Source organism: Rheinheimera mesophila (assembly GCF_000986865.1).
GTDB lineage: Bacteria > Pseudomonadota > Gammaproteobacteria > Enterobacterales > Alteromonadaceae > Pararheinheimera > Pararheinheimera mesophila.
In genome coordinates this window covers 129,069-146,504 of record NZ_LAVS01000090.1, presented here as the reverse complement: position 1 = coordinate 146,504, position 17,436 = coordinate 129,069, and the positions used below count along the sequence as shown (strand labels likewise).

The 17,436-nt window shown below is 48.3% G+C and carries 26 protein-coding genes; 9 read left to right on the top strand and 17 right to left on the bottom strand.

All coding sequences use genetic code 11. From position 1 onward, the window contains the following. Positions 1–181 precede the first annotated feature (181 nt). From SD53_RS15935 to SD53_RS15870, 14 genes are read right to left on the bottom strand one after another with little or no spacing between them, the layout of a single operon-like run. Positions 182–643 carry a hypothetical protein gene (locus SD53_RS15935; protein WP_046521166.1) on the bottom strand — a complete coding sequence of 154 codons (462 nt, stop codon included), beginning with the start codon at positions 641–643 and terminating at the stop codon, positions 182–184. Beyond that, positions 643–876 (bottom strand): hypothetical protein, encoded by a 234-nt coding sequence (locus SD53_RS15930; RefSeq protein ID WP_046521165.1) that lies wholly within the window; start codon positions 874–876, stop codon positions 643–645. Before SD53_RS15930 ends, SD53_RS15935 begins: the two co-directional genes overlap by 1 nt. Then, positions 876–1,367 (bottom strand): hypothetical protein, encoded by a 492-nt coding sequence (locus SD53_RS15925; protein WP_173425704.1) that lies wholly within the window; start codon positions 1,365–1,367, stop codon positions 876–878. Before SD53_RS15925 ends, SD53_RS15930 begins: the two co-directional genes overlap by 1 nt. Beyond that, positions 1,364–3,205 (bottom strand): DNA cytosine methyltransferase, encoded by a 1,842-nt coding sequence (locus tag SD53_RS15920; RefSeq protein WP_046521163.1) that lies wholly within the window; start codon positions 3,203–3,205, stop codon positions 1,364–1,366. Before SD53_RS15920 ends, SD53_RS15925 begins: the two co-directional genes overlap by 4 nt. Continuing rightward, positions 3,202–4,164: a phage N-6-adenine-methyltransferase gene (locus SD53_RS15915; RefSeq protein WP_082101896.1), complete on the bottom strand. Its 963-nt coding sequence runs from the start codon at positions 4,162–4,164 to the stop codon at positions 3,202–3,204. The genes SD53_RS15920 and SD53_RS15915 overlap by 4 nt, the downstream gene beginning before the upstream one ends. Next, on the bottom strand, positions 4,161–4,373 hold the full coding sequence (locus tag SD53_RS15910) for a hypothetical protein (protein ID WP_046521162.1): 213 nt from the start codon (positions 4,371–4,373) through the stop codon (positions 4,161–4,163). The genes SD53_RS15915 and SD53_RS15910 overlap by 4 nt, the downstream gene beginning before the upstream one ends. Beyond that, positions 4,370–5,734 carry a DNA sulfur modification protein DndB gene (locus tag SD53_RS15905; protein WP_046521161.1) on the bottom strand — a complete coding sequence of 455 codons (1,365 nt, stop codon included), beginning with the start codon at positions 5,732–5,734 and terminating at the stop codon, positions 4,370–4,372. The genes SD53_RS15910 and SD53_RS15905 overlap by 4 nt, the downstream gene beginning before the upstream one ends. After that, positions 5,734–6,003, bottom strand: coding sequence for a hypothetical protein (locus tag SD53_RS15900; RefSeq protein WP_046521160.1), 270 nt, complete (start codon positions 6,001–6,003; stop codon positions 5,734–5,736). Before SD53_RS15900 ends, SD53_RS15905 begins: the two co-directional genes overlap by 1 nt. Then, a complete protein-coding gene (locus tag SD53_RS15895; protein ID WP_046521159.1) occupies positions 6,000–6,659 on the bottom strand; it encodes a hypothetical protein in 660 nt (219 codons plus the stop codon). The genes SD53_RS15900 and SD53_RS15895 overlap by 4 nt, the downstream gene beginning before the upstream one ends. After that, on the bottom strand, positions 6,656–7,246 hold the full coding sequence (locus tag SD53_RS15890; RefSeq protein WP_046521158.1) for an ASCH domain-containing protein: 591 nt from the start codon (positions 7,244–7,246) through the stop codon (positions 6,656–6,658). The genes SD53_RS15895 and SD53_RS15890 overlap by 4 nt, the downstream gene beginning before the upstream one ends. Then, entirely contained in the window at positions 7,243–7,704 is a 462-nt protein-coding gene (locus SD53_RS15885) for a hypothetical protein (RefSeq protein ID WP_046521157.1), read from the bottom strand. Before SD53_RS15885 ends, SD53_RS15890 begins: the two co-directional genes overlap by 4 nt. A 2-nt stretch (positions 7,705–7,706) precedes the next feature. Next, the gene (gene rdgC / locus SD53_RS15880) at positions 7,707–8,837 is read right to left on the bottom strand and encodes a recombination-associated protein RdgC (protein ID WP_125060809.1); all 1,131 of its coding nucleotides are present in this window, start codon (positions 8,835–8,837) and stop codon (positions 7,707–7,709) included. Continuing rightward, positions 8,827–9,165, bottom strand: coding sequence for a hypothetical protein (locus tag SD53_RS15875; protein ID WP_046521156.1), 339 nt, complete (start codon positions 9,163–9,165; stop codon positions 8,827–8,829). The genes rdgC and SD53_RS15875 overlap by 11 nt, the downstream gene beginning before the upstream one ends. After that, complete coding sequence (locus SD53_RS15870; protein ID WP_046521155.1) at positions 9,162–9,488, bottom strand: hypothetical protein; 327 nt, start codon at positions 9,486–9,488, stop codon at positions 9,162–9,164. Before SD53_RS15870 ends, SD53_RS15875 begins: the two co-directional genes overlap by 4 nt. Before the next feature lie 230 nt (positions 9,489–9,718). Here SD53_RS15870 and SD53_RS15865 point away from each other — a divergent pair, with 230 nt between their 5' ends. Genes SD53_RS15865 through SD53_RS15855 form a run of 3 tightly spaced genes read left to right on the top strand, consistent with a single transcriptional unit; the run spans position 9,719 to position 10,930 of the window. Then, a complete protein-coding gene (locus SD53_RS15865) occupies positions 9,719–10,087 on the top strand; it encodes a hypothetical protein (protein WP_125060810.1) in 369 nt (122 codons plus the stop codon). 11 nt (positions 10,088–10,098) lie between these two features. Further along, a complete protein-coding gene (locus SD53_RS15860; protein ID WP_046521153.1) occupies positions 10,099–10,605 on the top strand; it encodes a hypothetical protein in 507 nt (168 codons plus the stop codon). Continuing rightward, complete coding sequence (locus tag SD53_RS15855) at positions 10,598–10,930, top strand: hypothetical protein (RefSeq protein ID WP_046521152.1); 333 nt, start codon at positions 10,598–10,600, stop codon at positions 10,928–10,930. Before SD53_RS15860 ends, SD53_RS15855 begins: the two co-directional genes overlap by 8 nt. Here the strand turns inward: SD53_RS15855 and SD53_RS15850 are convergent, their stop codons facing one another. Continuing rightward, a complete protein-coding gene (locus SD53_RS15850; protein WP_046521151.1) occupies positions 10,931–11,392 on the bottom strand; it encodes a hypothetical protein in 462 nt (153 codons plus the stop codon). It abuts the gene before it with no gap. A gap of 173 nt (positions 11,393–11,565) precedes the next feature. Beyond that, on the bottom strand, positions 11,566–11,952 hold the full coding sequence (bamE, locus tag SD53_RS15845) for an outer membrane protein assembly factor BamE domain-containing protein (protein ID WP_046521150.1): 387 nt from the start codon (positions 11,950–11,952) through the stop codon (positions 11,566–11,568). Positions 11,953–12,150: 198 nt separating this feature from the next. Here bamE and SD53_RS15840 point away from each other — a divergent pair, with 198 nt between their 5' ends. Both SD53_RS15840 and SD53_RS15835 read left to right on the top strand, forming a co-directional pair. After that, positions 12,151–12,357, top strand: a complete 207-nt coding sequence (locus SD53_RS15840) for a hypothetical protein (protein ID WP_046521149.1) — start codon at positions 12,151–12,153, stop codon at positions 12,355–12,357. Between the two features lie 834 nt (positions 12,358–13,191). Then, complete coding sequence (locus tag SD53_RS15835) at positions 13,192–13,512, top strand: hypothetical protein (RefSeq protein WP_125060811.1); 321 nt, start codon at positions 13,192–13,194, stop codon at positions 13,510–13,512. 189 nt (positions 13,513–13,701) lie between these two features. Here the strand turns inward: SD53_RS15835 and SD53_RS15825 are convergent, their stop codons facing one another. Next, complete coding sequence (locus SD53_RS15825) at positions 13,702–14,013, bottom strand: hypothetical protein (protein ID WP_052749426.1); 312 nt, start codon at positions 14,011–14,013, stop codon at positions 13,702–13,704. Positions 14,014–14,135: 122 nt separating this feature from the next. Between SD53_RS15825 and SD53_RS18120 the strand changes: the two genes are divergently transcribed. Genes SD53_RS18120 through SD53_RS15805 form a run of 4 tightly spaced genes read left to right on the top strand, consistent with a single transcriptional unit; the run spans position 14,136 to position 17,258 of the window. Beyond that, positions 14,136–15,068, top strand: a complete 933-nt coding sequence (locus tag SD53_RS18120; RefSeq protein WP_052749425.1) for a replication protein — start codon at positions 14,136–14,138, stop codon at positions 15,066–15,068. Then, positions 15,065–15,838: an ATP-binding protein gene (locus SD53_RS15815; RefSeq protein WP_052749424.1), complete on the top strand. Its 774-nt coding sequence runs from the start codon at positions 15,065–15,067 to the stop codon at positions 15,836–15,838. The genes SD53_RS18120 and SD53_RS15815 overlap by 4 nt, the downstream gene beginning before the upstream one ends. A 29-nt stretch (positions 15,839–15,867) precedes the next feature. After that, positions 15,868–16,044 carry a hypothetical protein gene (locus SD53_RS18695; RefSeq protein WP_157850027.1) on the top strand — a complete coding sequence of 59 codons (177 nt, stop codon included), beginning with the start codon at positions 15,868–15,870 and terminating at the stop codon, positions 16,042–16,044. Continuing rightward, on the top strand, positions 16,044–17,258 hold the full coding sequence (locus tag SD53_RS15805; RefSeq protein WP_046521146.1) for a tyrosine-type recombinase/integrase: 1,215 nt from the start codon (positions 16,044–16,046) through the stop codon (positions 17,256–17,258). Before SD53_RS18695 ends, SD53_RS15805 begins: the two co-directional genes overlap by 1 nt. Positions 17,259–17,436 lie beyond the last annotated feature (178 nt).

Sequence of the window (17,436 nt, the reverse complement as noted above, 5' to 3'; positions counted from 1 at the left end):
CTTCTGTACCGTACTTTCGTTTGCTGCATCATCCACAAGGATCAGCAGCCTGTTTGTTGGAGTGCGTTCACATTTAAGCTTACCTTTGCTTGCCCAGTTGCGCACTGTCTGAGGCGTAATACTTGAGCCTGGGTAAAACTCTTCTATGTATTCTTGGGGCTTTAATTTTCTAACTCCCATATTAACCTCCGATATGTGGCAACAGCGGCGGCATCTTGCCTGTGCGCTGAGCTTCGTCAATTTCTGGCAGTAGGCGCTGGCCTACTGTCTGACCACCTGGCAGCACCAGGTGAGCCATAAACTCTTCTTCAAATGTGGTGATCCCGGCTTCAACTGCTTCCAGCTTTGCTTTCACAACCAGAGACAGAGCACGGTACTTTTGCTTACAGGCCTGTTCCCACTCTTTAAGTGCAACTGACTCTGAGCGGTCGCGGCCTGTGTCGGTAAACCAAAACTGTCGGTCGGCTTTATCCGGCAACGGCACAGTGATCCGCACCTGACGGCCAACCATGACAAAACCGATGACAGCGTATTGACCTGTTTTGCCATACATAAACTGATCTGCGCCGTATCTGGCCAGCACCTTCTCAATTTCCAATAGGCTGGCGGTTTGGCTAACTTGTGTGTCTTTTGCGTAGGCCATTATGCTGCTTGCTCCTTCGTCGGTGATAGCTTCCAGCAGTAGTTGTTTGATGTTCCATTAGTCGAGCGAATAACCACACCCTGAGCCTCCAGCACTTTCATAACTTGCAAAGCACGGCGAGTTTGAATGCCAAGGTTTGCAGCGACCATCCATGTCGCAGCGATCACGCTAGACCGCACAAATTCAATGGCTTTGTTGGCTTCGTCTCGTGTGATTTGGTTGTTTTTGGCCATTATGCTGACTCCTTAACTGGTATACCGTCATAGATTTCTTTCAGATGGCCCCTGATTTCCATACGGCGAAGGGCTGAATACATTAGCTGCAGCTCGCAGCGTTTGTTTGCCACTTCAAAAGGCCGTCCACTCCAAATCTGAGTGTTTGTCGGGATGCCATGGACTCGTTCAACTTTCTTCGGGTGGCAATACAACAGGCCCCAACCGAACGGCAGTTCTTCAGGTTTAATCAAACCAGGTGGACACATGTAAAAGCGCCATTCACCCATGCCTTTTTCTGCATCAATGCGGAAACGCTTTTTCTTGTCTGCAAGAAAGTCAGCACGGCTGGCTTTGCATTCGATAAGCAGTGAAACACTGTCCCGCCAGCCTATAGCATCCGGCTGCTCGCCGTTGTGAGTAGCAGCCTTAAATCGGTCGCTGAACACAACGCCACAGCCCATATTTTTCAGGAAGCGTTCAGCCCGTGTTACAAGGTGATCGTGCGTCATGCTGCTTGCTCCTGTTTGCTGGTGCAGAGTTCTGGTAAGTTCGCCCGGGTTAGGGCTTCGGCAAAAGCTGGTGGTACAGAGTTACCACAACGGGCAACTTGTGCCGTTTTGGTCATTGGTTTGCCGGAACTGTCGCGGTCAATGATGTAGTCGTCTGGAAAACCCTGGGCTTTGAAAAGCTCATGTGGCTGCAACATGCGCATACCAATGTCGACGATCACATGGTCGATGCCGTTCACAGTGACCAGGCCAAAGCGGTCCCGCGTTGTGATGGTACCGATAGGGCCAACAATGTCAGCGCCGTCGACCTCATTGCCGTAATACTTCAACAAGAAGGCGCGAACTTCACCTACATGGTTGCCGCCAGCTGTAATAGTTGGCATTGGCTCTGTTACGGGCTGGCCGTCTTTGCACGTGCCGCGCAGCTTCACCAAATGGCTAGTTACCAATGCGTTATGGTCGACCGTTGTAACGGTTGGAGTTGGTACCTGAAGGCTTGCACCGGGACCCGTATAGTTGCCGCCATAGTGCTTGGCCAGAAACGCAGCTACCAGTTGAGACTTGCCGCCACCGCCAGCGGTGATGGTTCCTGATGGCTCATTAACGCCATGGCCGATAGATTTGCCGAACTGCCGGGCAATAACCGGTGCACAAAGGTAATGATGATTGCCTGTTGTCTGTGTTGGTAATTGGCCATTAACTGATGTAGGTGCGTGGCCAGTTGTGTTTGTAACAATAAATGGGGCTAACGCCGGGGCAACTAAGGCGAAGTGGCCGCCTTTTACCTGAGCGCACTGTGTACGTAATGGTTCATCTGCAGGCATGTTTCTCTGACTACTGGCGTTTGCATGCTCAGTGATAAATGGCACTAACTCCGGCACCACCAAGCCATGAGCGTCTCTGCTGGCGACAATAGTTTTGAACGGCTCTGTCAGGCCTTGGCCGCGGAAGTAATCACCACTGTGATTGCAGGTGACTATGAAGGGCTCCTGTGCTTCGATTACATAGCGAACCAAGCCTTTTGCTATGCGTTTCATTGTCGCTTCAGCTAAAGGACGTTTCCGGCCGAAGATACTCCGGCACGGCAATGAAAAGTCAATGCACTCAGCAGCAGTGCGGTATGGCTTCAATAAACCGGCTTTTACTTCTTTGCTGTCTGGTTTACCGTGTGTCGGCGTAGGCCAAACTATTGGTCGACCGTCACAACGTGCTACCAGAAACAAGCGTTTTCGTATTGTCGGAGCGCCATAGTCACAGGCTCGTAGTTCACGCCACTCCACTTTGTAGCCAAGGCCTTTTATCAGTGGTGATGGATCATTAATTCCAAGCATTTCGCAGCATTCTTTGAGTGCCGGATGATCTGCATTGATACCGGTGGTCAGAATAGCAACAAAGGCCTTAAAGGTTTCGCCTTTGCGATCAGGGCAAGGGAAACATTTACCTTCAGCATCCTCAATGACTGGACCCCAATCCTGGTACTCTTCGACATTTTCTAAAAAAAGAACTTTTAGCTTTGTTTTCAAAATCCAGCGCACAGCAATCCAACCTAAACCGCGGATCTCCTTGCTCACAGGTTTGCTGCCTTTAGCTTTGCTGAAATGAGTGCAGTCCGGGCTGAACCATGCAAGATCAACAGGACGGCCAGCAGTTGCCTGAACAGGATCCACATCAAATACGCTCTCACAATAATGAAGGGTGTTCGGATGGTTTGCCGTGTGCATAGCAATGGCATCAGGGTCATGGTTTATTGCGATATCCACAGAGCGACCAATCGCCATTTCAATTCCGGTCGACGCACCGCCGCCACCCGCAAAGTTATCAACTATTAAGCCTCTCATGCTGCATTACCTTCTAAGTACTCGGCAGCGACTGCCTTTAATGTTTGAACAATGGCCTGAATGACTTCGTTGTTGGTTTTACCGGAAAGACGCAGCGCATTAGCCTGAGCGCACAGCTCCGCATAGAAAACGTCATTCGGTTCACAGGGGCACTGGTCCAGTGCTGACTCAACCAATTCGGTCACTTCAATAGGCCAGGTGTCGTTTACTACAGGTAAAGCCGGTTCTGTTGCAGTTTCTGGCTGTTCTGTTGCACAAACTGGGGTTTCTGTTTCGGCTGGTGCTGGTAAACGTGCATCAGCAATCTGCTCAGCCCGGGTGTTGATCATGTCCAGCAGCATGCGGCCAGTAGTGAACAGTTGATCGCGGCTTAATCGCTCAACCGGACGGCGGTCCCACTTCCATTCTTTGTCCCAAATCATCACTGCACTGGCAAAACCGCTGGAGGCTGGTTTGTCTTTCTTCGGATCGCGTGGCTTGTACCAGTTAGGAGCTTTAAAACCGATGCGGCCGGCAACGAACTGAATAAAGTCGGCATCATCAGGCCACCAGCCCTCAGAGGTTGCAGCTTTGATCAACAGCATGATCTTTGCGCCCTGGTCACGCTGAACACGACACCAATCCAGAATGTTCTCCATGCCCGTGATTGGGTTGTTTTCGCTGTCCACCTTTGGGATGGAATAAGGAGGGTTACCAAAGGCAGCACCACCCAACTGGCGAAGGTCGCCGGCTAAGTCCTGCAGCAAGGCGTTGTCTGCTGCGGTGTAGTAGTTAGCTACCAGCGCATTGCAGTCATCTGCAAAGATGTCCAGCACGATAGGGCCAATCTTTGGCGCGAAGGTATAGAACAGGCCCCACGCTATTTCTGGTGGAGTTTCCCACTGGTCGCCAATTTGTTTTAATTCGTGGTCTGGCTGCTGCTGAAGAGTCGCCAGCGCCTGGGCGTATGAGTTTGTCATTGCTGAACATCCTTTACTTCAATAGGCCAGCCGACCCAGCTTTTGCAGCTGCGTGATTCAACCAGGCGATCATTCGTTACTTTGCGGCTTACCAGTTCTTCGGCGCAATATTCAGCCCGGGTAGACGCTGGGCGAGGGTAGACGGCAATCACCATGACCAGAACGAAACCGGCAATACCGAGGGCTAATAAAAACTCGGGGCGTTTCATGCTGCCACCTTAGCTGCCAAAAACTCAGCAGCGGCTTGTTCAGCTTCAGCCCACGTTTTGAATTCGCCGATATCAATAGTTGGGTCGCTCAGGCGCTTAACGTAGAAAGCGTGAAGTACTGGATAACAAAGAGGCGAACCGTCCCTTACCTTCTTGAAGGTTATAAAAGCGGTGTTATTGTCACTTTTACCGTAGATAAACAACTGTGAACTTCCGCATCGCCAGCCTTTGAAAGAAGCCTTGCTAAACGGGGTTATAGTCAGTTCTTCGGGCATGCCCACCAAGGAGTAAAAATCCTCTGCATGGCCTGCGTCCATACCTTTCACATTAACCTTTGGTGGCTCTGCCGGCTTCAGCTCCATGCATTGCACAATATTGTTCGCGGCTTCTGCCTGGGCACTGGACTTCGTTACCAGGTTACCGTCAGCACTTACAACATTGCCTTGCCAAAAATCACCGCTGCGGCTCCAGTCTATTTTGCTTAAAGCGGCTGCAACTGCATTTGCTGATGTTGTGCTGGCCAGCACGGCAGCACCTATTCTGGCTAACACCATCAGGCCCACTGCGTTTAGAGTGATTAACGAAGTCCGGCTTTGTGCCCGTTTGTCAGCGTCCAGTGTCCAGCCAGCAAATTCGGCTATGTTATTCCACCAGTTGGATGCCTTCACTAATTGCAGCTCGTCCGGTTGTTCGCCTTTTTTCAGGCCGAGTAACAGTTGGTTTGCATCCACCACATGGCGGAAACTAAACAGCATCGTGCTACCTTGCTTCACTATGTTGTTTTCGTAATCGATAGCACCTTGCCAACTGTCGACCATATCAATCAGTTCGTTGAACTGCTGTGCTTGCTGGTTACGTTTGTTGTACGCCAGGTTAAGGCTGGTACTTACGGCTTTTGCATTGCTGTTTATGTCGCTGAATGCTTGCTGACGGTCCTGCAGTGTCATGTTGATAAATAGCTGGATGGTGACCTGTTGATTCTTCAACTGCTCCTTTTTAATGGTGATGGCATCCAGAATACCGGTTGCCCGGTGCTGGCCGTCGAACAACTTAATGGCTGCGTCCATAGACAGGCTGAGCATACCAACAGCGCTACCTTTAGACGTTGGCTTAAATTCAAGGCTTGGGTCCTCAACAACGCCAGTCAGCGCTGGAAGTACGAAGCTGCCAGAGTTGTCGCAAATATACTTACTAATAGCTTTTGCCCGTTTAGGGTCAACAGCACGTTGGCTGCGATCCAACACGTTACCGGTATCAATGGCCAGTAAGCGAGCCAGGGCGTTGAAAGGTACACAGGCGGTATAAAACTTTCGGCCACCTTGCACACCCTCGGCGACAGGGAATTCAAAACGCATATCCATTATGCAGTCTCCTCAAGTAAAACCAGTGGGGCGTCAGCTTCTAAGTCGACAATGTGCCAATCATCATTGGCCTGGTACTCAACGAACAAAGCTGCTGTCTTTTCTTCGTCAATTTCACATGCTGCAGGATCCGCAATTTCGCCAAAGACCATATCGACAGAGCCATTGCCGTAGGCCTGAGCTACAACAACGCATTTGCGGCCGATAAGCTGGGGCAGGCTGAACTGCTGCAGTGCTTCTTGAGCGGTTAGGGTGATGCCGTTGATCATGCTGCCACCTCACTTTCATAGCTGTAGGCACTAAACAGTTCACAGTTTCTGTTTCTGCAGCCATTAAAATCGTATGGATTCATCTGCCAGTTGATGCGGCCACAGCAGGGGCAATTCATGCGATTAAGCCCTGAATCCTTTCGGCGCTTTGCCTTTTTGATATGGTCAGGCATTACCAAACCTGCAGCAGTCACCATCTTGCGGCGGTTCACGTTCTGCATCTGGATAGTGCGGCGCTTCACCTTCTCAGCCATATGGCGAGGCAGGTAGACCACATCAGGATCCTGCTCAGGCGCTTCAAACGATACAGCCTGGCTAAAATCGGTCTTAGCCGAGGTTCTGGTTAACCAGTAAACGTCGTTGCCGTTCCAGCGACCTTTGACAAAACCCACATATTCGGTGCAGCCAGGCTCTATGGTTGTTTCACTCGGCAGCAGCTGACAATCAACGTGCCATACAGCCAGTGCATCGACCTGGTCAGCGCAAACGGGTAAATCGAAATCTCTGCCACGGTTCCAGGCCCGCTGTGCTTCTTCTTTCGTATAAACCTCAGCCTGATCAATGTCGGTGTGATAGCCACACCCATTTTTCCGGTGAAACGAGACATTGCTGCCTACGTTGTCCCGAAGGCATGCCAGATAAAATCTGTTTTTCATGCTGCCACCTCCGGTACAACGCCGTTAGTGGTCAGCACTTTGAATTCGATAACCCAAACCCATGGGTGAGAATCCCAATTTCCATAAATGGATTGCCACAGGTCCTGAAAAGCCACTACGTGAGCAATGTGATTTAAATCAGCGCCTACTAATGACGGCTCAACGCCCTCGGCTTTAGCGTCAGAATCACTGATTGCAATTACGCGCTCTACACGGACACCGGTTATTTCAAGGACGATTCGGCAGGCAGCACGTGGCATGTGGATTGAAGGTATCCAACGCTTCACCATGCAGTGAGCGCCGTCATCAACATCAGCTTTGTAAGTCAGCCTTGTCCCGCAATCTCCGAATGTCTCACGCACCCAAAGGCGATCGCCAACTGCTAAGCAAGGGCCGTATTTTGAAGTCAAAATGTGGTTCATGGTTTCTTTGTAACTGCTACCAATACCGTGAGCCCAACCTTTGCAGCAAAAACCTGTTTTTTCGTTAAAAGTAACGTCTTTGGCAATTCTGCGAGTCTGAGTTTTACGGCCCGCCAAAATGGCTTGCACCATGGCGGTTTTAAATAAAATCGGACGTTCTTTCATGCTGACACCACTGAACTTAATTCTGGCAACACAGCATCTTCGAAACGGACCAAAAGCCTTCTGGATTGATCCAATTGACCGGGTTCTTTTACTTCGAAATAAGCAGGCTCATACTTATAAATGCCAGTTATCTCGCCCTTGGTTAAAATCGACCCTATTGGATATGGAGGCTGAATGTTATTAGAGGCAAACCACTCTTTAACCAGCTCTCTTTGAGCGTTTTCAACGTGGCCTATAAGGTCCTCAATTTCGTCCAAATCTGAACGTTGAAAATCGCACCGGCAGTTTTCTTCTAATGCCTTAGCTAATTCATAACTATCCAAACCGTAGCGATATTCACTGGCAAATTCAGTGGCCGAAAACTGCATGCCTACAACATATTTCTCCACCGCTTGAGCTATTTGCTCCTTGGTAATATTTGGACGCTTTGGCGTGTTGTTGGTTAAATTCACTGGCATGGTTAGGCTCCTTTCATCAGAACTTCGCGGTTACCGTTATGGACTGGGGCAGAGACAACGCCGCAGAACTGAAGCTCTTCCATCAAATGCGCCGCTCTGTTGTAACCAATGCGGAACTTGCGCTGTATGCCGCTTACTGATGCCTTCTGGCATTCGATAACAAAGGCCTTGGCTTCACTGAACAGCGGGTCGGCATCAGAAAGCTGTGTTCTTGGCTTCTCTGCCGTTGTTGGTGTATCCACCGATTTCAGGCTGGCCAGCAGGCTGGTAAGGGTTTGTTTGAACTGACCGGACATCAGAATGAAATCGGCATCCAGGCGACCTATAGTGTCGTCCCAGCCCAGTTCTTCGTTGTCGTTGCAAAGTAGGTCGTGGAATTTAATGCCGGTTAAGCTGCCGTCATCGCGCACGGTAAAGCTGATTTTCTCGTCCTGCTCTAACTGCAGGCGAGTAACCAGCTTGTCTTGCAAGTGGCTTTGCACTTCATCGGCAGATAACAGGTGGTTGATAAACTTGGCCTGAGCTCCTTCTTCATCTGGCGCCTTCAGCACTGCAGAACTACCCAGCGTAATACCAGCCGGCAAATCTTTACCTTGTAGCCAGAAGTGCATTTGTTGGTTTAACTGGTGGTTGTCCAGCAGCGGCATGGCCGGCAGTGAGCCAAAGGCCTTGCGCAGCAGTGCCAGAAACTCTTCGGCCGTTGAGGCGCTGGCCGTGTCGACTATCAGCATACTGGTGCTGCGGTCGTAGTACGCAGTGGTCACAGTCGATTTACTGAAAGCACGTGGCAGCAGGGTCTGGATCAACTCTTCTTTCAAGGCCTGCTTTTCCTTGCGACTAAGCGGACGGCCTTTTTCCTGCTCCATGGCTTCGACTTTCGGCGCCAGTTCCTCATTTACTACAGAAGATGGCAACAGCTTTTCCTGCTTACGAATGCTGAACACCATTAAATCGTTCACCTGGTGGCAATACTCTTTAGTGCCCGGGTGCATAGCAAAGCAAAAACCTAGCTTTAACGCTTCCTGTGAAGTGCAGGGGGTAAACTTGAACGCAGCTAAGGCCTGTTCAATTTGTCCGTGGTCATTATCTAAAGGTTCGGTAATGGCGTACAGCCTGGCGTTTTTAAACCACATGGTTCTGCTCCTGTGTAACGGCAGATAAGCCAGCTCTTGCGCCTTGAGCTATCAGCCAGTTGATTGCTTTTGGTGAAGGCTTAAAACAGCCCTCGTGTACTAATAGCCAGCCGTTTTCGGCCAGTTCGTTAATTTGGTAAACGGCCTGAGCGTGACTGTGGAAAATTCCCAAGCGTTTAATGGCACCGATACCAATCACGGTTTCAGCGTTAATGCAGTTCTGGTCTATCAGGTAAATGGCTGTGCGTTGTTGCAGTGTCAGTTCGCTGTGTGTCTGCACAGCAAAAACTGAAGTAGGGCACAGTTGTGATGTTTGAACCGCGCTCATGCACCACCTCTTAAGAACTGGTGAACATTAGCCAGCGTGCTGGTACGCACTACAGTGACGCCGTTCATGTTGTGATCAATATGCAGAGCAAACCGGCCATCAGAGCCAATAGTGTTCATTTGGTCCATGTAGGTGCGCTGAAACTCTATTGAAGGTAAATAAGCTTTGATGCGGCGCAACAGCCTGTGAGCTGATGCCAAAACGGCTGGGTCCGTATTCAAATCCTCAGCAGTACTCATAAAGCAGCGGAAGCGCAGGCTTAACAACAGCAGCTCTTCCATGGCGTGTTTGCGGCGGTGGGTGGTTTTTGTTAAGACTGACATATTCTCTCTTTTTTGAGATGTTTTTGCGTGATTTGGCTAAATATACGCAAATATCTCAAAAGTGCAACATTAAAATCTCACAAATGAGATAAAGAGCTACTAATTGTCTTATTTGTGAGATATTATTGGTATCTAAGATATGTGGAGGGGCAGAAGTGAGACGCTGCAGCTCAGAAAAAGAGCCATTTCAATCAATAAGTTAACGGAAGTTAAAGAAATATCAGAAGTTTATGAAGCACTTATGCTGGTATTCTTGTTCCAATACTGAAAAAATGAGAGGCATTTATTTCAAAAAGCTGGAGGTAGCTATAGTGAGTTCCGTAAACGCAACAGGAGTTAAACCACCTATCGTGACGTCTGAAGCTGCTGCTTCGGTTGCATCTGCTCCAACTGCTCAAACAACAGGAGTTGTTACAAAACAACCCATGGCAACGTCTGACACGGTGACAATAAGTGATGAAGCAAGACGCCTACTAGACAGCGCTAAAACAGATGATACAGGTATCGAGCCTCCTAAAATGACTACGCTTGATACCGGTATTGAACCGCCAAAGATGTCGGCCAGAGATACAGGTATCGAGCCGCCGAAACAAAACTAAGGTGCAAGAAAATGTGGGGTGACGTACAAAATATACTGATGAGCATTAGCAGCGTAACTTGGGTTAGTTATCTGGTTGCAGCCGTGATCACTTATACAGTGGTAGCTAATGTCTCATACCGGATTTCTGTGTCTGTATGGCTGATTTCAGATCTGGTCAAGGTTGTCGTTACACCCGCAATGTATTCACTGAGCGAGTTGAGTAGAGAAATGACCAGGCTTATCTGGTACCCATCATTCATGCTTATGAGCTTGATATCAATTTACTTCATGTATGTGCTCCATCAGAAGTTCAATTTGGAGCCAGAGGGGGAGTCTAAACAATTATTCTGGGTAATTTTTCTCCTGTTATTTATGAATTTTGTGAGGTTCTTCGATCGAGTTATATTCAACTTTGATTTAACGACTGAGTTATACAAATACGGGATACCAGCTCTGAAAATATGGGTTGCTATTGCAATTTTTCAACACATTTGGTCTATTTGGAAACGCGAACAAGGAGAGTTAAAAATTGGATAAGTTAGTGGTAGCCAGTTTAGTAGTTTTAATATTCGCACTTAGCGTGTTTTTTGGTTTTAAGTTCCTCACTTTAAGAAAAAAGGCTTCGAGATCCATAGAGGATTTGGCGATTGATAAGCTGAGCGCCAGAGCACATCATATAGTGATTGAATTTCTTCGAGTGTACGAGATGAAAAACGATATGCGAAAAGTGGCAGAATTAGAACGCTGTAACAAAATGCTCTCTGATTATGGCAGTAGCTTTAAAATAGAGATGGAAGAACTACTAAAGCAGGAGATGTCAGAAGAGCAGCGGAAGGTAGTTAGGATAGCTAAGTTTAATTAATCAAAGTGTCTTTGCATCATTTTCAGGCTCGCTTTTTACCACTTCGAAGCCGGCGTTTTTCATGCTGTATACAGAGAAATCAACCAGAGTCTGCATAGATACATCAGTATTCAACTTAGCCCAACTCAACTGAGCTAAGTCGACAAAAAGCTTAGAAAACATCTTTTCTAGCTGTTCATGTCTTAGCACTACAGTGTGATTTTCTTCTCCTTTATTCAAAACGTCCTCAGCTAACAAATCTACAGCTCGAAGTTCCTCAAAGCCTTTCAATAACCTCAGGCCTCGCACTAATTCATCCAATTTTTCAAGCTTTATGGACGAGCCTTTGTTGAATCTGGAAAGCATCGACTTGTCTATCTGAATTCCATTTTGTTTACACATACTGCTAAAAGCGTTAGGCGATATGTCTAACTTCTTTAAAATACTAGCTAAGTTTCTAGCAACGATATCCTGAGTATTCATTCAAATGGCCCGGTTAAATACCTGATAGTCAAAACGATCACTTTTGCAACGTGTATACAAATATACACGATATTATCTCTAAAATGAGATTTATTAAACCGGAATTTAATTTACTGGTAATTAATTAGAGAAAAAGTCCTGACCTGCAGGACTTCATCAAAGACTGAAACTAATTAGCCTGAAAAAAGCCCGTGCTTCGACTCAACAGGTGATTCTGAGAGGATATAGTTTTTTACTGTTCCATTTTCATCAAATAGTACTGTGAGAGTTTTCTGTATCCCTGATGAAGAACTGTACGCCCAGGCGGTGTAGATAAAGTAACAGGACGCATTGCAGCTCTGTTCAGTAAATACGTACTTCCACATCTCGTTACCACTATCATGGAATGTAGCGTCAAGTGGGTCACCAAAAGTCGCTCTTACTTGATCTTTGGTCGTAACGCCTTTGACAAGTTTACTCTCTATCGAAGCCTGATTTTCTTCGCTAATTTTTTCGTTTCCAACGCTGGAACAGCCATAAACTACTAAGGTCGCAGCTAAAACTAATAGCAATTTTCTCATTACATTCTCCTTTCTCTCTTGTAGTCAGCAGCAAAATCCAAGTGCCGCAGTAAATTACTTTACCCCTATTGGATAATTACTCAAGTGTGTACCTATTTTGCATGCGCAAAACATGCCTCAGGAAAATTATCAGATGTTGCAAAAGTGAGATAATAATCTTAGTATTACCGTGCAATGTATCAAAAGTGAGATATCGACTTGAGCACCGATGAACTAAGGAAAAAACTGGTTGTAATTCACAGAGGCAGGGGACAGTTAAAAGCGCTGTGTAGAAAAGCCAACGTGGACTACAAAAATGTTTGGAAATTCACGACAGAGGCTGTGAAGAAAATAGACCTGGATATTGCTTCGAAGCTGATCTCAGAAATTCAGAAAACACCGGATAATCAAGAGGAGGCGGCATGAGACAGCAAGTCGTTTCAGTTAAACCACTGCCAAGTGAATTGACCCTACCGTTACAAAGCTTCACGCCGGACGTCATTCAGCAGTGTACTTGCCACTGGTGTGGTAAGCCTGTGCCGGAATCTACTTTGTTTTGCAGCGAGATCTGCAGGAATGAGAACACGCAGCAGGTTCGTCTGAACGGTGGTTTTTGATTGCCAGCATCGTTAAGTGCTTTTGTCAGAGTGCTTACCGATGCTGGTGCTGGGGGCTGATAACAGATGCCTCTGCTAATCAAACCTTCGGTGCTGCATCGCTTTGTATTAACCCAGGTAACAGTGGGTGTTGATTTAGTGTTGACTGCTGGAAAGACAGCACCGTTGTTCGCCGCTAATCCGGCTAAGCGCACGGGGGTCATTAGATGGCCGACAACCCGGCTGATAATGATGTAACCAGTCACTGGGAGGCACCCAGGGTAGTGAACAACAAACACTTCGGCGAAAGCCGATAAGCCAGATAAGCGTTGCCCCAGAGTAGCGGAGTGCTGGTTAGTTTCAGTTTATTGGTTTGGTATCTCTGCCGGGCCTAGGCTGCGCAATGTTGGGGCTAATTGGACGCTTGCGCAGATGCCAAACCAATGAGCTGGTAACCGGAAGGTCTTTCTACGGACACGCCGGGTTAAACAGTGAGAAGCGTAGGCCACAGCTTTAAGTGCGGTGCTGAGCAAAGGCCAGCTCATTCAAGGATTCAACCGAGGCGAGAAGTAAAAGTGTGCGCTGATCCTCGGCAATTTCGCAAAGCCAAACCCAAGTAATTGGGCGCTTAGCTGACTGGCCTGTGTACAGGGCTAGCCACCGGATGGCAGTAACCGGCAAAACAACAGGAGCTGATATGAGTAACACCACACCCATTTTAATGTCTGCTGATAATCCAACAGGCTGGAAGCTCGAAGAATTACTGGCTCAGGTTCGCAAGGAACTGCTGGTTAAAACAGAAAAGATCACAGGTGACGAAAGCACTGAGAGCATGAAAGTACAGTGCAACAACTTATCAATTCTGCGTCAGCTATTTAACGCTGAAGCTTTGCAGCGAGAAAGTATTGCTGTTCTAGAGGCCAAGTCTCCTGATCAAGGCCCAACAGGTCAGGCACGTATTGGAGCCGCTCATGCAAACACGTAGAGCTATGCAGCGCCTGTTTAGCCGCAAGTGCACCATGTTCTCTACCTGGTGTTCGTATCTGGTGTTTCTGTTCGGCTTTATGCCCATGTTCCCACCAGAGTCGACACTGCTAGCCTGGCTGTTCATAGCCGCTACAGTTGCCCTTTTAGTCGTTACGGCGGTTTGGGCATACCTGCTGGAGCAAAACCTTCAATTACTCGAGGGTGAGAAGTGATGCTCAGCCATATCAGCCAGAACCTGCCTGGCATCATCAGGCATAGTCCACAATTCAAACTCTTCAGACATAGCAAAGAGAATATCGGCCTGAGTCATTGCTTGAATTTGGCCGCGGGTCCAGTGGTGCTTTTGCATCAGGAAGTAGTGAACAGCATCAAGCCCAGTGTGATTTTCATATTGCTGCTGTGTTGCCAAGTGGTCGCCAAAAATCGCCAGCGTATAGCCTATACGGGCTTCTTCCAACACTTTGCGGTAAAGGTCACGGTAATAGGGTTTGCGGTCCATGTGCGCCTCCAGTGTGCATTTGGGGGCAACCTGCAGAACGGCGGCAGGTACGACTGCCAGAAAAGCGAAAGCCCTGCTGTAACAGGGCTCTCAAGAACATTAACCACTACGACGAGGTAACCATGTCCTTAGCTACAAATGTAATTGAATTTAGTGAAAGGCGCAAGCCGGAGGGTGCTGTGATTGCAGATACTGACAATGGCTACACGCGAACAGCCAACGAGATACAGGATAGGCTCTGCCAGCTTGATTTAACAGGGGCTCAGTTTCAGGTTCTAAACGTCATTATCCGCATCACCTACGGCTATAACCAGAAAACCAACCGGATCACGAATACCTATGTGGCTGAGCTAACAGGCCTGTCTGAAAAGGCTGTTCGTTTAGCGTTGGCTGAGCTTCAACGTCGCAACATTATTCTGCTTGAAAAATCGGGACTAATGAAACTTGTGGGCATAAATAAGGTGATTAGCGACTGGGTTGTGACCACGGGTAAAAGTGAAAAACAAGCAGAAAAAGGCAAGCAAAGCCGCAGTATTTGCAGCGCTGGAGATGGTACAACGGTTCCGCAAGCACGGTACAACGGTTCCGGCGAAAGACGGTACAACGGTTCCGAAGAGTCGGAACAACGGTTCCTTGAAGATGGTAAAACGGTTCCATTAGAACGGAACTGTAGTTCCAGCACTAAAGACAACACTAAAAACAACTTACTAAAGACAACTAACAAAAGACAAAAAGATAGTAGCGTTTCGGCAGTAAAACCGGACCTTGATTTTTCTTGTTGGCCAAGCGAACCAAGCGAGTCTGTTTTCAGAGACTGGAAAACCATGCGTACCGCAAAAAAAGCACCTGTCACTCAAACCGTGATTAATCGGCTGGCCAAGCAGATCGAGCTGGCTTTTGCCAACGGCATGACAGTGGACGATGTGCTGGCCGAATGCGTTAGCCGTGGTTGGACTGGGTTTGAGTATGCATGGTTGAGAAGACCAGGCTCATCAGTGCAGAGCCGGTTCCCGCATGAGTTCCATGGTCAAAATTACGAAGGGGGTGCGCTGTGAATCTATTGAGCTTTGTGAATTCTATTCCTGAAAAGCCGGAGCAGGGCAACTGCCAAAAACACGGCGCCTTCGATTTCAGATACCAAGCCATGGGTGACAGGTTTGTCGTGCTCACCGCTTGCAGTTTGTGTGCTGCAGAGAGCTCCGCTAACCAGTTGAAAATTGACGAGCAAAATGCCGCCAAAGCTGCCAAGGCTCGGCTAGAGCGAAGCCGCATTGAAGCCGGTGTTTCGCCACGGTATGCACAGGTGACTTTTTCTGATTACCGAGTTGAATCTCAGGATCATGCTGTGGCGCTACAGGAAGCCATGGATTTTACCAGACACATTAGAAGCGGTGGTAATGGCAACCTGATCTTTAGTGGTCGGGTTGGTACCGGTAAAACCATGCTGGCCAGCGCCATGATAAATGAGCTAATGCCGCATAAGAGGTGTCGGTTGGCTTCTTTAAGTAGCCTGGTGCGTGAGCTTAAGGACAGCTGGGGCAAAGGCGCTTCAATGTCCGAAACCATGCTTCTAAAACATCTGAGCGAACTTGATTTACTGATCATCGATGAGGTTGGTCAGCAGCGCGGTACCGAAACAGAAATTCTGTTCGTGTTCGACATTATCGATGGCCGCTATAAAAACATGCTGCCAACAGTACTTATCAGCAACCTGGATAAAACTGGCATACGTGAAGCGATTGGCGATAGAGCTTTTGACCGCTTACGCCAGGATGGCGGCAAAGTGGTCGCGTTTAACTGGGGCAGTATGCGGAGCGCCATTTGACCTTTGTGAGTTTGGCAGCGGATCCGGCTTTGGCTGAAGTTGAAGCGGTAAACAAGGTGGCTTGCCTTTGGCTTCATAGCTGGCGGAACAATCTCATGGCCAAGCCGGATATAGATCGAAAGTTAGCAGCAATGCCGGAACCAGAGCGCGGCCGCATGATTGAAGCGTTAAACCGTAATAAAAAGCTATTTAAGCAGGGGGCGTAATGCAGTCGTTATCTGTCGTTATATCTGATGCAGCTATCACCCGGCATGCAGCTGATGCTGATGTTGGCGAACTGCGTGATCAGCGTCACCCGTTACTGCTTCGGTACCGTTCTGGCCGTCAAAAGGCCACCTGGTATTTAGTACACTACCAAAACCGGACAAAGAAACGCCACCGCTTGGGCTACTGGCCAACACTGAAAACCAAAGATGTGGTGGCAATAGTGCCGGACGTTCTGGGTCGGCTCAGTGCTGGCCATACCGTAAAAACAGGCACCTTTGAAACTGTAGGCCAACTGCTGGAATGGTACCGCGGCAGAACGGCCAAAGAAGTGACGAAATCGCCTGAGTGGCGCAGGGCTGTTGAAAGTGCCATTGATGCTCACTTGTTACCACTGCTTGGTACCTTGCCTGTTGGCCAACTGACTAAAGCGGTGCTTGATACTCAGTTGATCCTGCCTTTGGTTAATTCTGATTTAAAACCATCGACTATGCGCAAGTACTGGGGAACCTTAAAGACAGCCGTAAAACTGGCTGCAAAGCTGGAGTTACTGGCGGCTGACTACATGGCAGGTATGAAGTTTGTCGACCATGTAACCAAGCGGATCAAGCCGAAGGAAAGCCGATTGCGTGTAACCAGCCTGCCACTGGTGTGGGAGCAACTGCAACGTGCCGCTGTGGATGGTTGGGCGCTGGTATGGCTGATGCTCTTGTTTGGCACTCGCATTGGTGAGACACGGCAGCTTCGTTGGTCGTACATCGATTTTACTGCAGGCATGGTGGCTATTCCGGCGCAGATCACAAAAACCGATGTAACTCATGTACTACCTGTTACTGCGCTTGCCAAAGAGTTTCTGGATAAGTTCAGGAGCGTTAGGGAGTCATTCGGTATTTATTCTGATTTTCTATTTCCAGCCGGTACCGAGGCGATCAGTAGCCAGGCAGCACAGAAGCATATTCAGTTAGTGAGTAAGGGCAAATGGTCGGCCCACGATTTACGCAAAATGGCCCGTTCAGCCTGGGCAGAGTTGGGTATTGATTACTGGATGGCCGAGCGCTTACTGAACCACAAGCCTAAGGGATTGGATGCTGTATACATCAAAACTGAAGCGTTATCAGAGCGGTTAAAAGCCGTGAACGTGTACCACGATTGGTTGATAAAGCAGGGTTTAACTGTGTGCACAGTGCAGGCATTAAAAAAAGCAGTGAATGCTTAGCGGCCTTTACTGGCAGGCGTTTCAGAGAATTCAGATTTTTCAGCCGTGGAAACGTCCAATTGATAAAAGATGTTGTTTACGTAGGCACAGTGCAGGCATTGAAGTAACGAATAAAGTGCTGTATTGCGAAGCTGGCAAGGGCTTAAAGGCAGTCTGGAATTAAACCGTCTGAACATTA

Excerpts from the sequence above, each read along its gene's own strand:
- SD53_RS15905 (WP_046521161.1), bottom strand. The coding sequence starts at position 5,734 with ATGGATATGCGTTTTGAATTCCCTGTCGCCGAGGGTGTGCAAGGTGGC.
- rdgC (WP_125060809.1), bottom strand. The coding sequence starts at position 8,837 with ATGTGGTTTAAAAACGCCAGGCTGTACGCCATTACCGAACCTTTAGAT.
- SD53_RS15825 (WP_052749426.1), bottom strand. The coding sequence starts at position 14,013 with ATGGACCGCAAACCCTATTACCGTGACCTTTACCGCAAAGTGTTGGAA.
- SD53_RS15910 (WP_046521162.1), bottom strand. The coding sequence starts at position 4,373 with ATGAAACGCCCCGAGTTTTTATTAGCCCTCGGTATTGCCGGTTTCGTT.
- SD53_RS15935 (WP_046521166.1), bottom strand. The coding sequence starts at position 643 with ATGGCCTACGCAAAAGACACACAAGTTAGCCAAACCGCCAGCCTATTG.
- SD53_RS15870 (WP_046521155.1), bottom strand. The coding sequence starts at position 9,488 with ATGTCAGTCTTAACAAAAACCACCCACCGCCGCAAACACGCCATGGAA.
- SD53_RS15850 (WP_046521151.1), bottom strand. The coding sequence starts at position 11,392 with ATGAATACTCAGGATATCGTTGCTAGAAACTTAGCTAGTATTTTAAAG.
- bamE (WP_046521150.1), bottom strand. The coding sequence starts at position 11,952 with ATGAGAAAATTGCTATTAGTTTTAGCTGCGACCTTAGTAGTTTATGGC.
- SD53_RS15875 (WP_046521156.1), bottom strand. The coding sequence starts at position 9,165 with ATGAGCGCGGTTCAAACATCACAACTGTGCCCTACTTCAGTTTTTGCT.
- SD53_RS15925 (WP_173425704.1), bottom strand. The coding sequence starts at position 1,367 with ATGACGCACGATCACCTTGTAACACGGGCTGAACGCTTCCTGAAAAAT.
- SD53_RS15835 (WP_125060811.1), top strand. The coding sequence starts at position 13,192 with ATGGCAGTAACCGGCAAAACAACAGGAGCTGATATGAGTAACACCACA.
- SD53_RS15900 (WP_046521160.1), bottom strand. The coding sequence starts at position 6,003 with ATGATCAACGGCATCACCCTAACCGCTCAAGAAGCACTGCAGCAGTTC.
- SD53_RS15805 (WP_046521146.1), top strand. The coding sequence starts at position 16,044 with ATGCAGTCGTTATCTGTCGTTATATCTGATGCAGCTATCACCCGGCAT.
- SD53_RS15890 (WP_046521158.1), bottom strand. The coding sequence starts at position 7,246 with ATGAAAGAACGTCCGATTTTATTTAAAACCGCCATGGTGCAAGCCATT.
- SD53_RS15920 (WP_046521163.1), bottom strand. The coding sequence starts at position 3,205 with ATGAGAGGCTTAATAGTTGATAACTTTGCGGGTGGCGGCGGTGCGTCG.
- SD53_RS18120 (WP_052749425.1), top strand. The coding sequence starts at position 14,136 with ATGTCCTTAGCTACAAATGTAATTGAATTTAGTGAAAGGCGCAAGCCG.
- SD53_RS15860 (WP_046521153.1), top strand. The coding sequence starts at position 10,099 with ATGTGGGGTGACGTACAAAATATACTGATGAGCATTAGCAGCGTAACT.
- SD53_RS15865 (WP_125060810.1), top strand. The coding sequence starts at position 9,719 with ATGAAGCACTTATGCTGGTATTCTTGTTCCAATACTGAAAAAATGAGA.
- SD53_RS15885 (WP_046521157.1), bottom strand. The coding sequence starts at position 7,704 with ATGCCAGTGAATTTAACCAACAACACGCCAAAGCGTCCAAATATTACC.
- SD53_RS15895 (WP_046521159.1), bottom strand. The coding sequence starts at position 6,659 with ATGAAAAACAGATTTTATCTGGCATGCCTTCGGGACAACGTAGGCAGC.
- SD53_RS15915 (WP_082101896.1), bottom strand. The coding sequence starts at position 4,164 with ATGACAAACTCATACGCCCAGGCGCTGGCGACTCTTCAGCAGCAGCCA.
- SD53_RS15930 (WP_046521165.1), bottom strand. The coding sequence starts at position 876 with ATGGCCAAAAACAACCAAATCACACGAGACGAAGCCAACAAAGCCATT.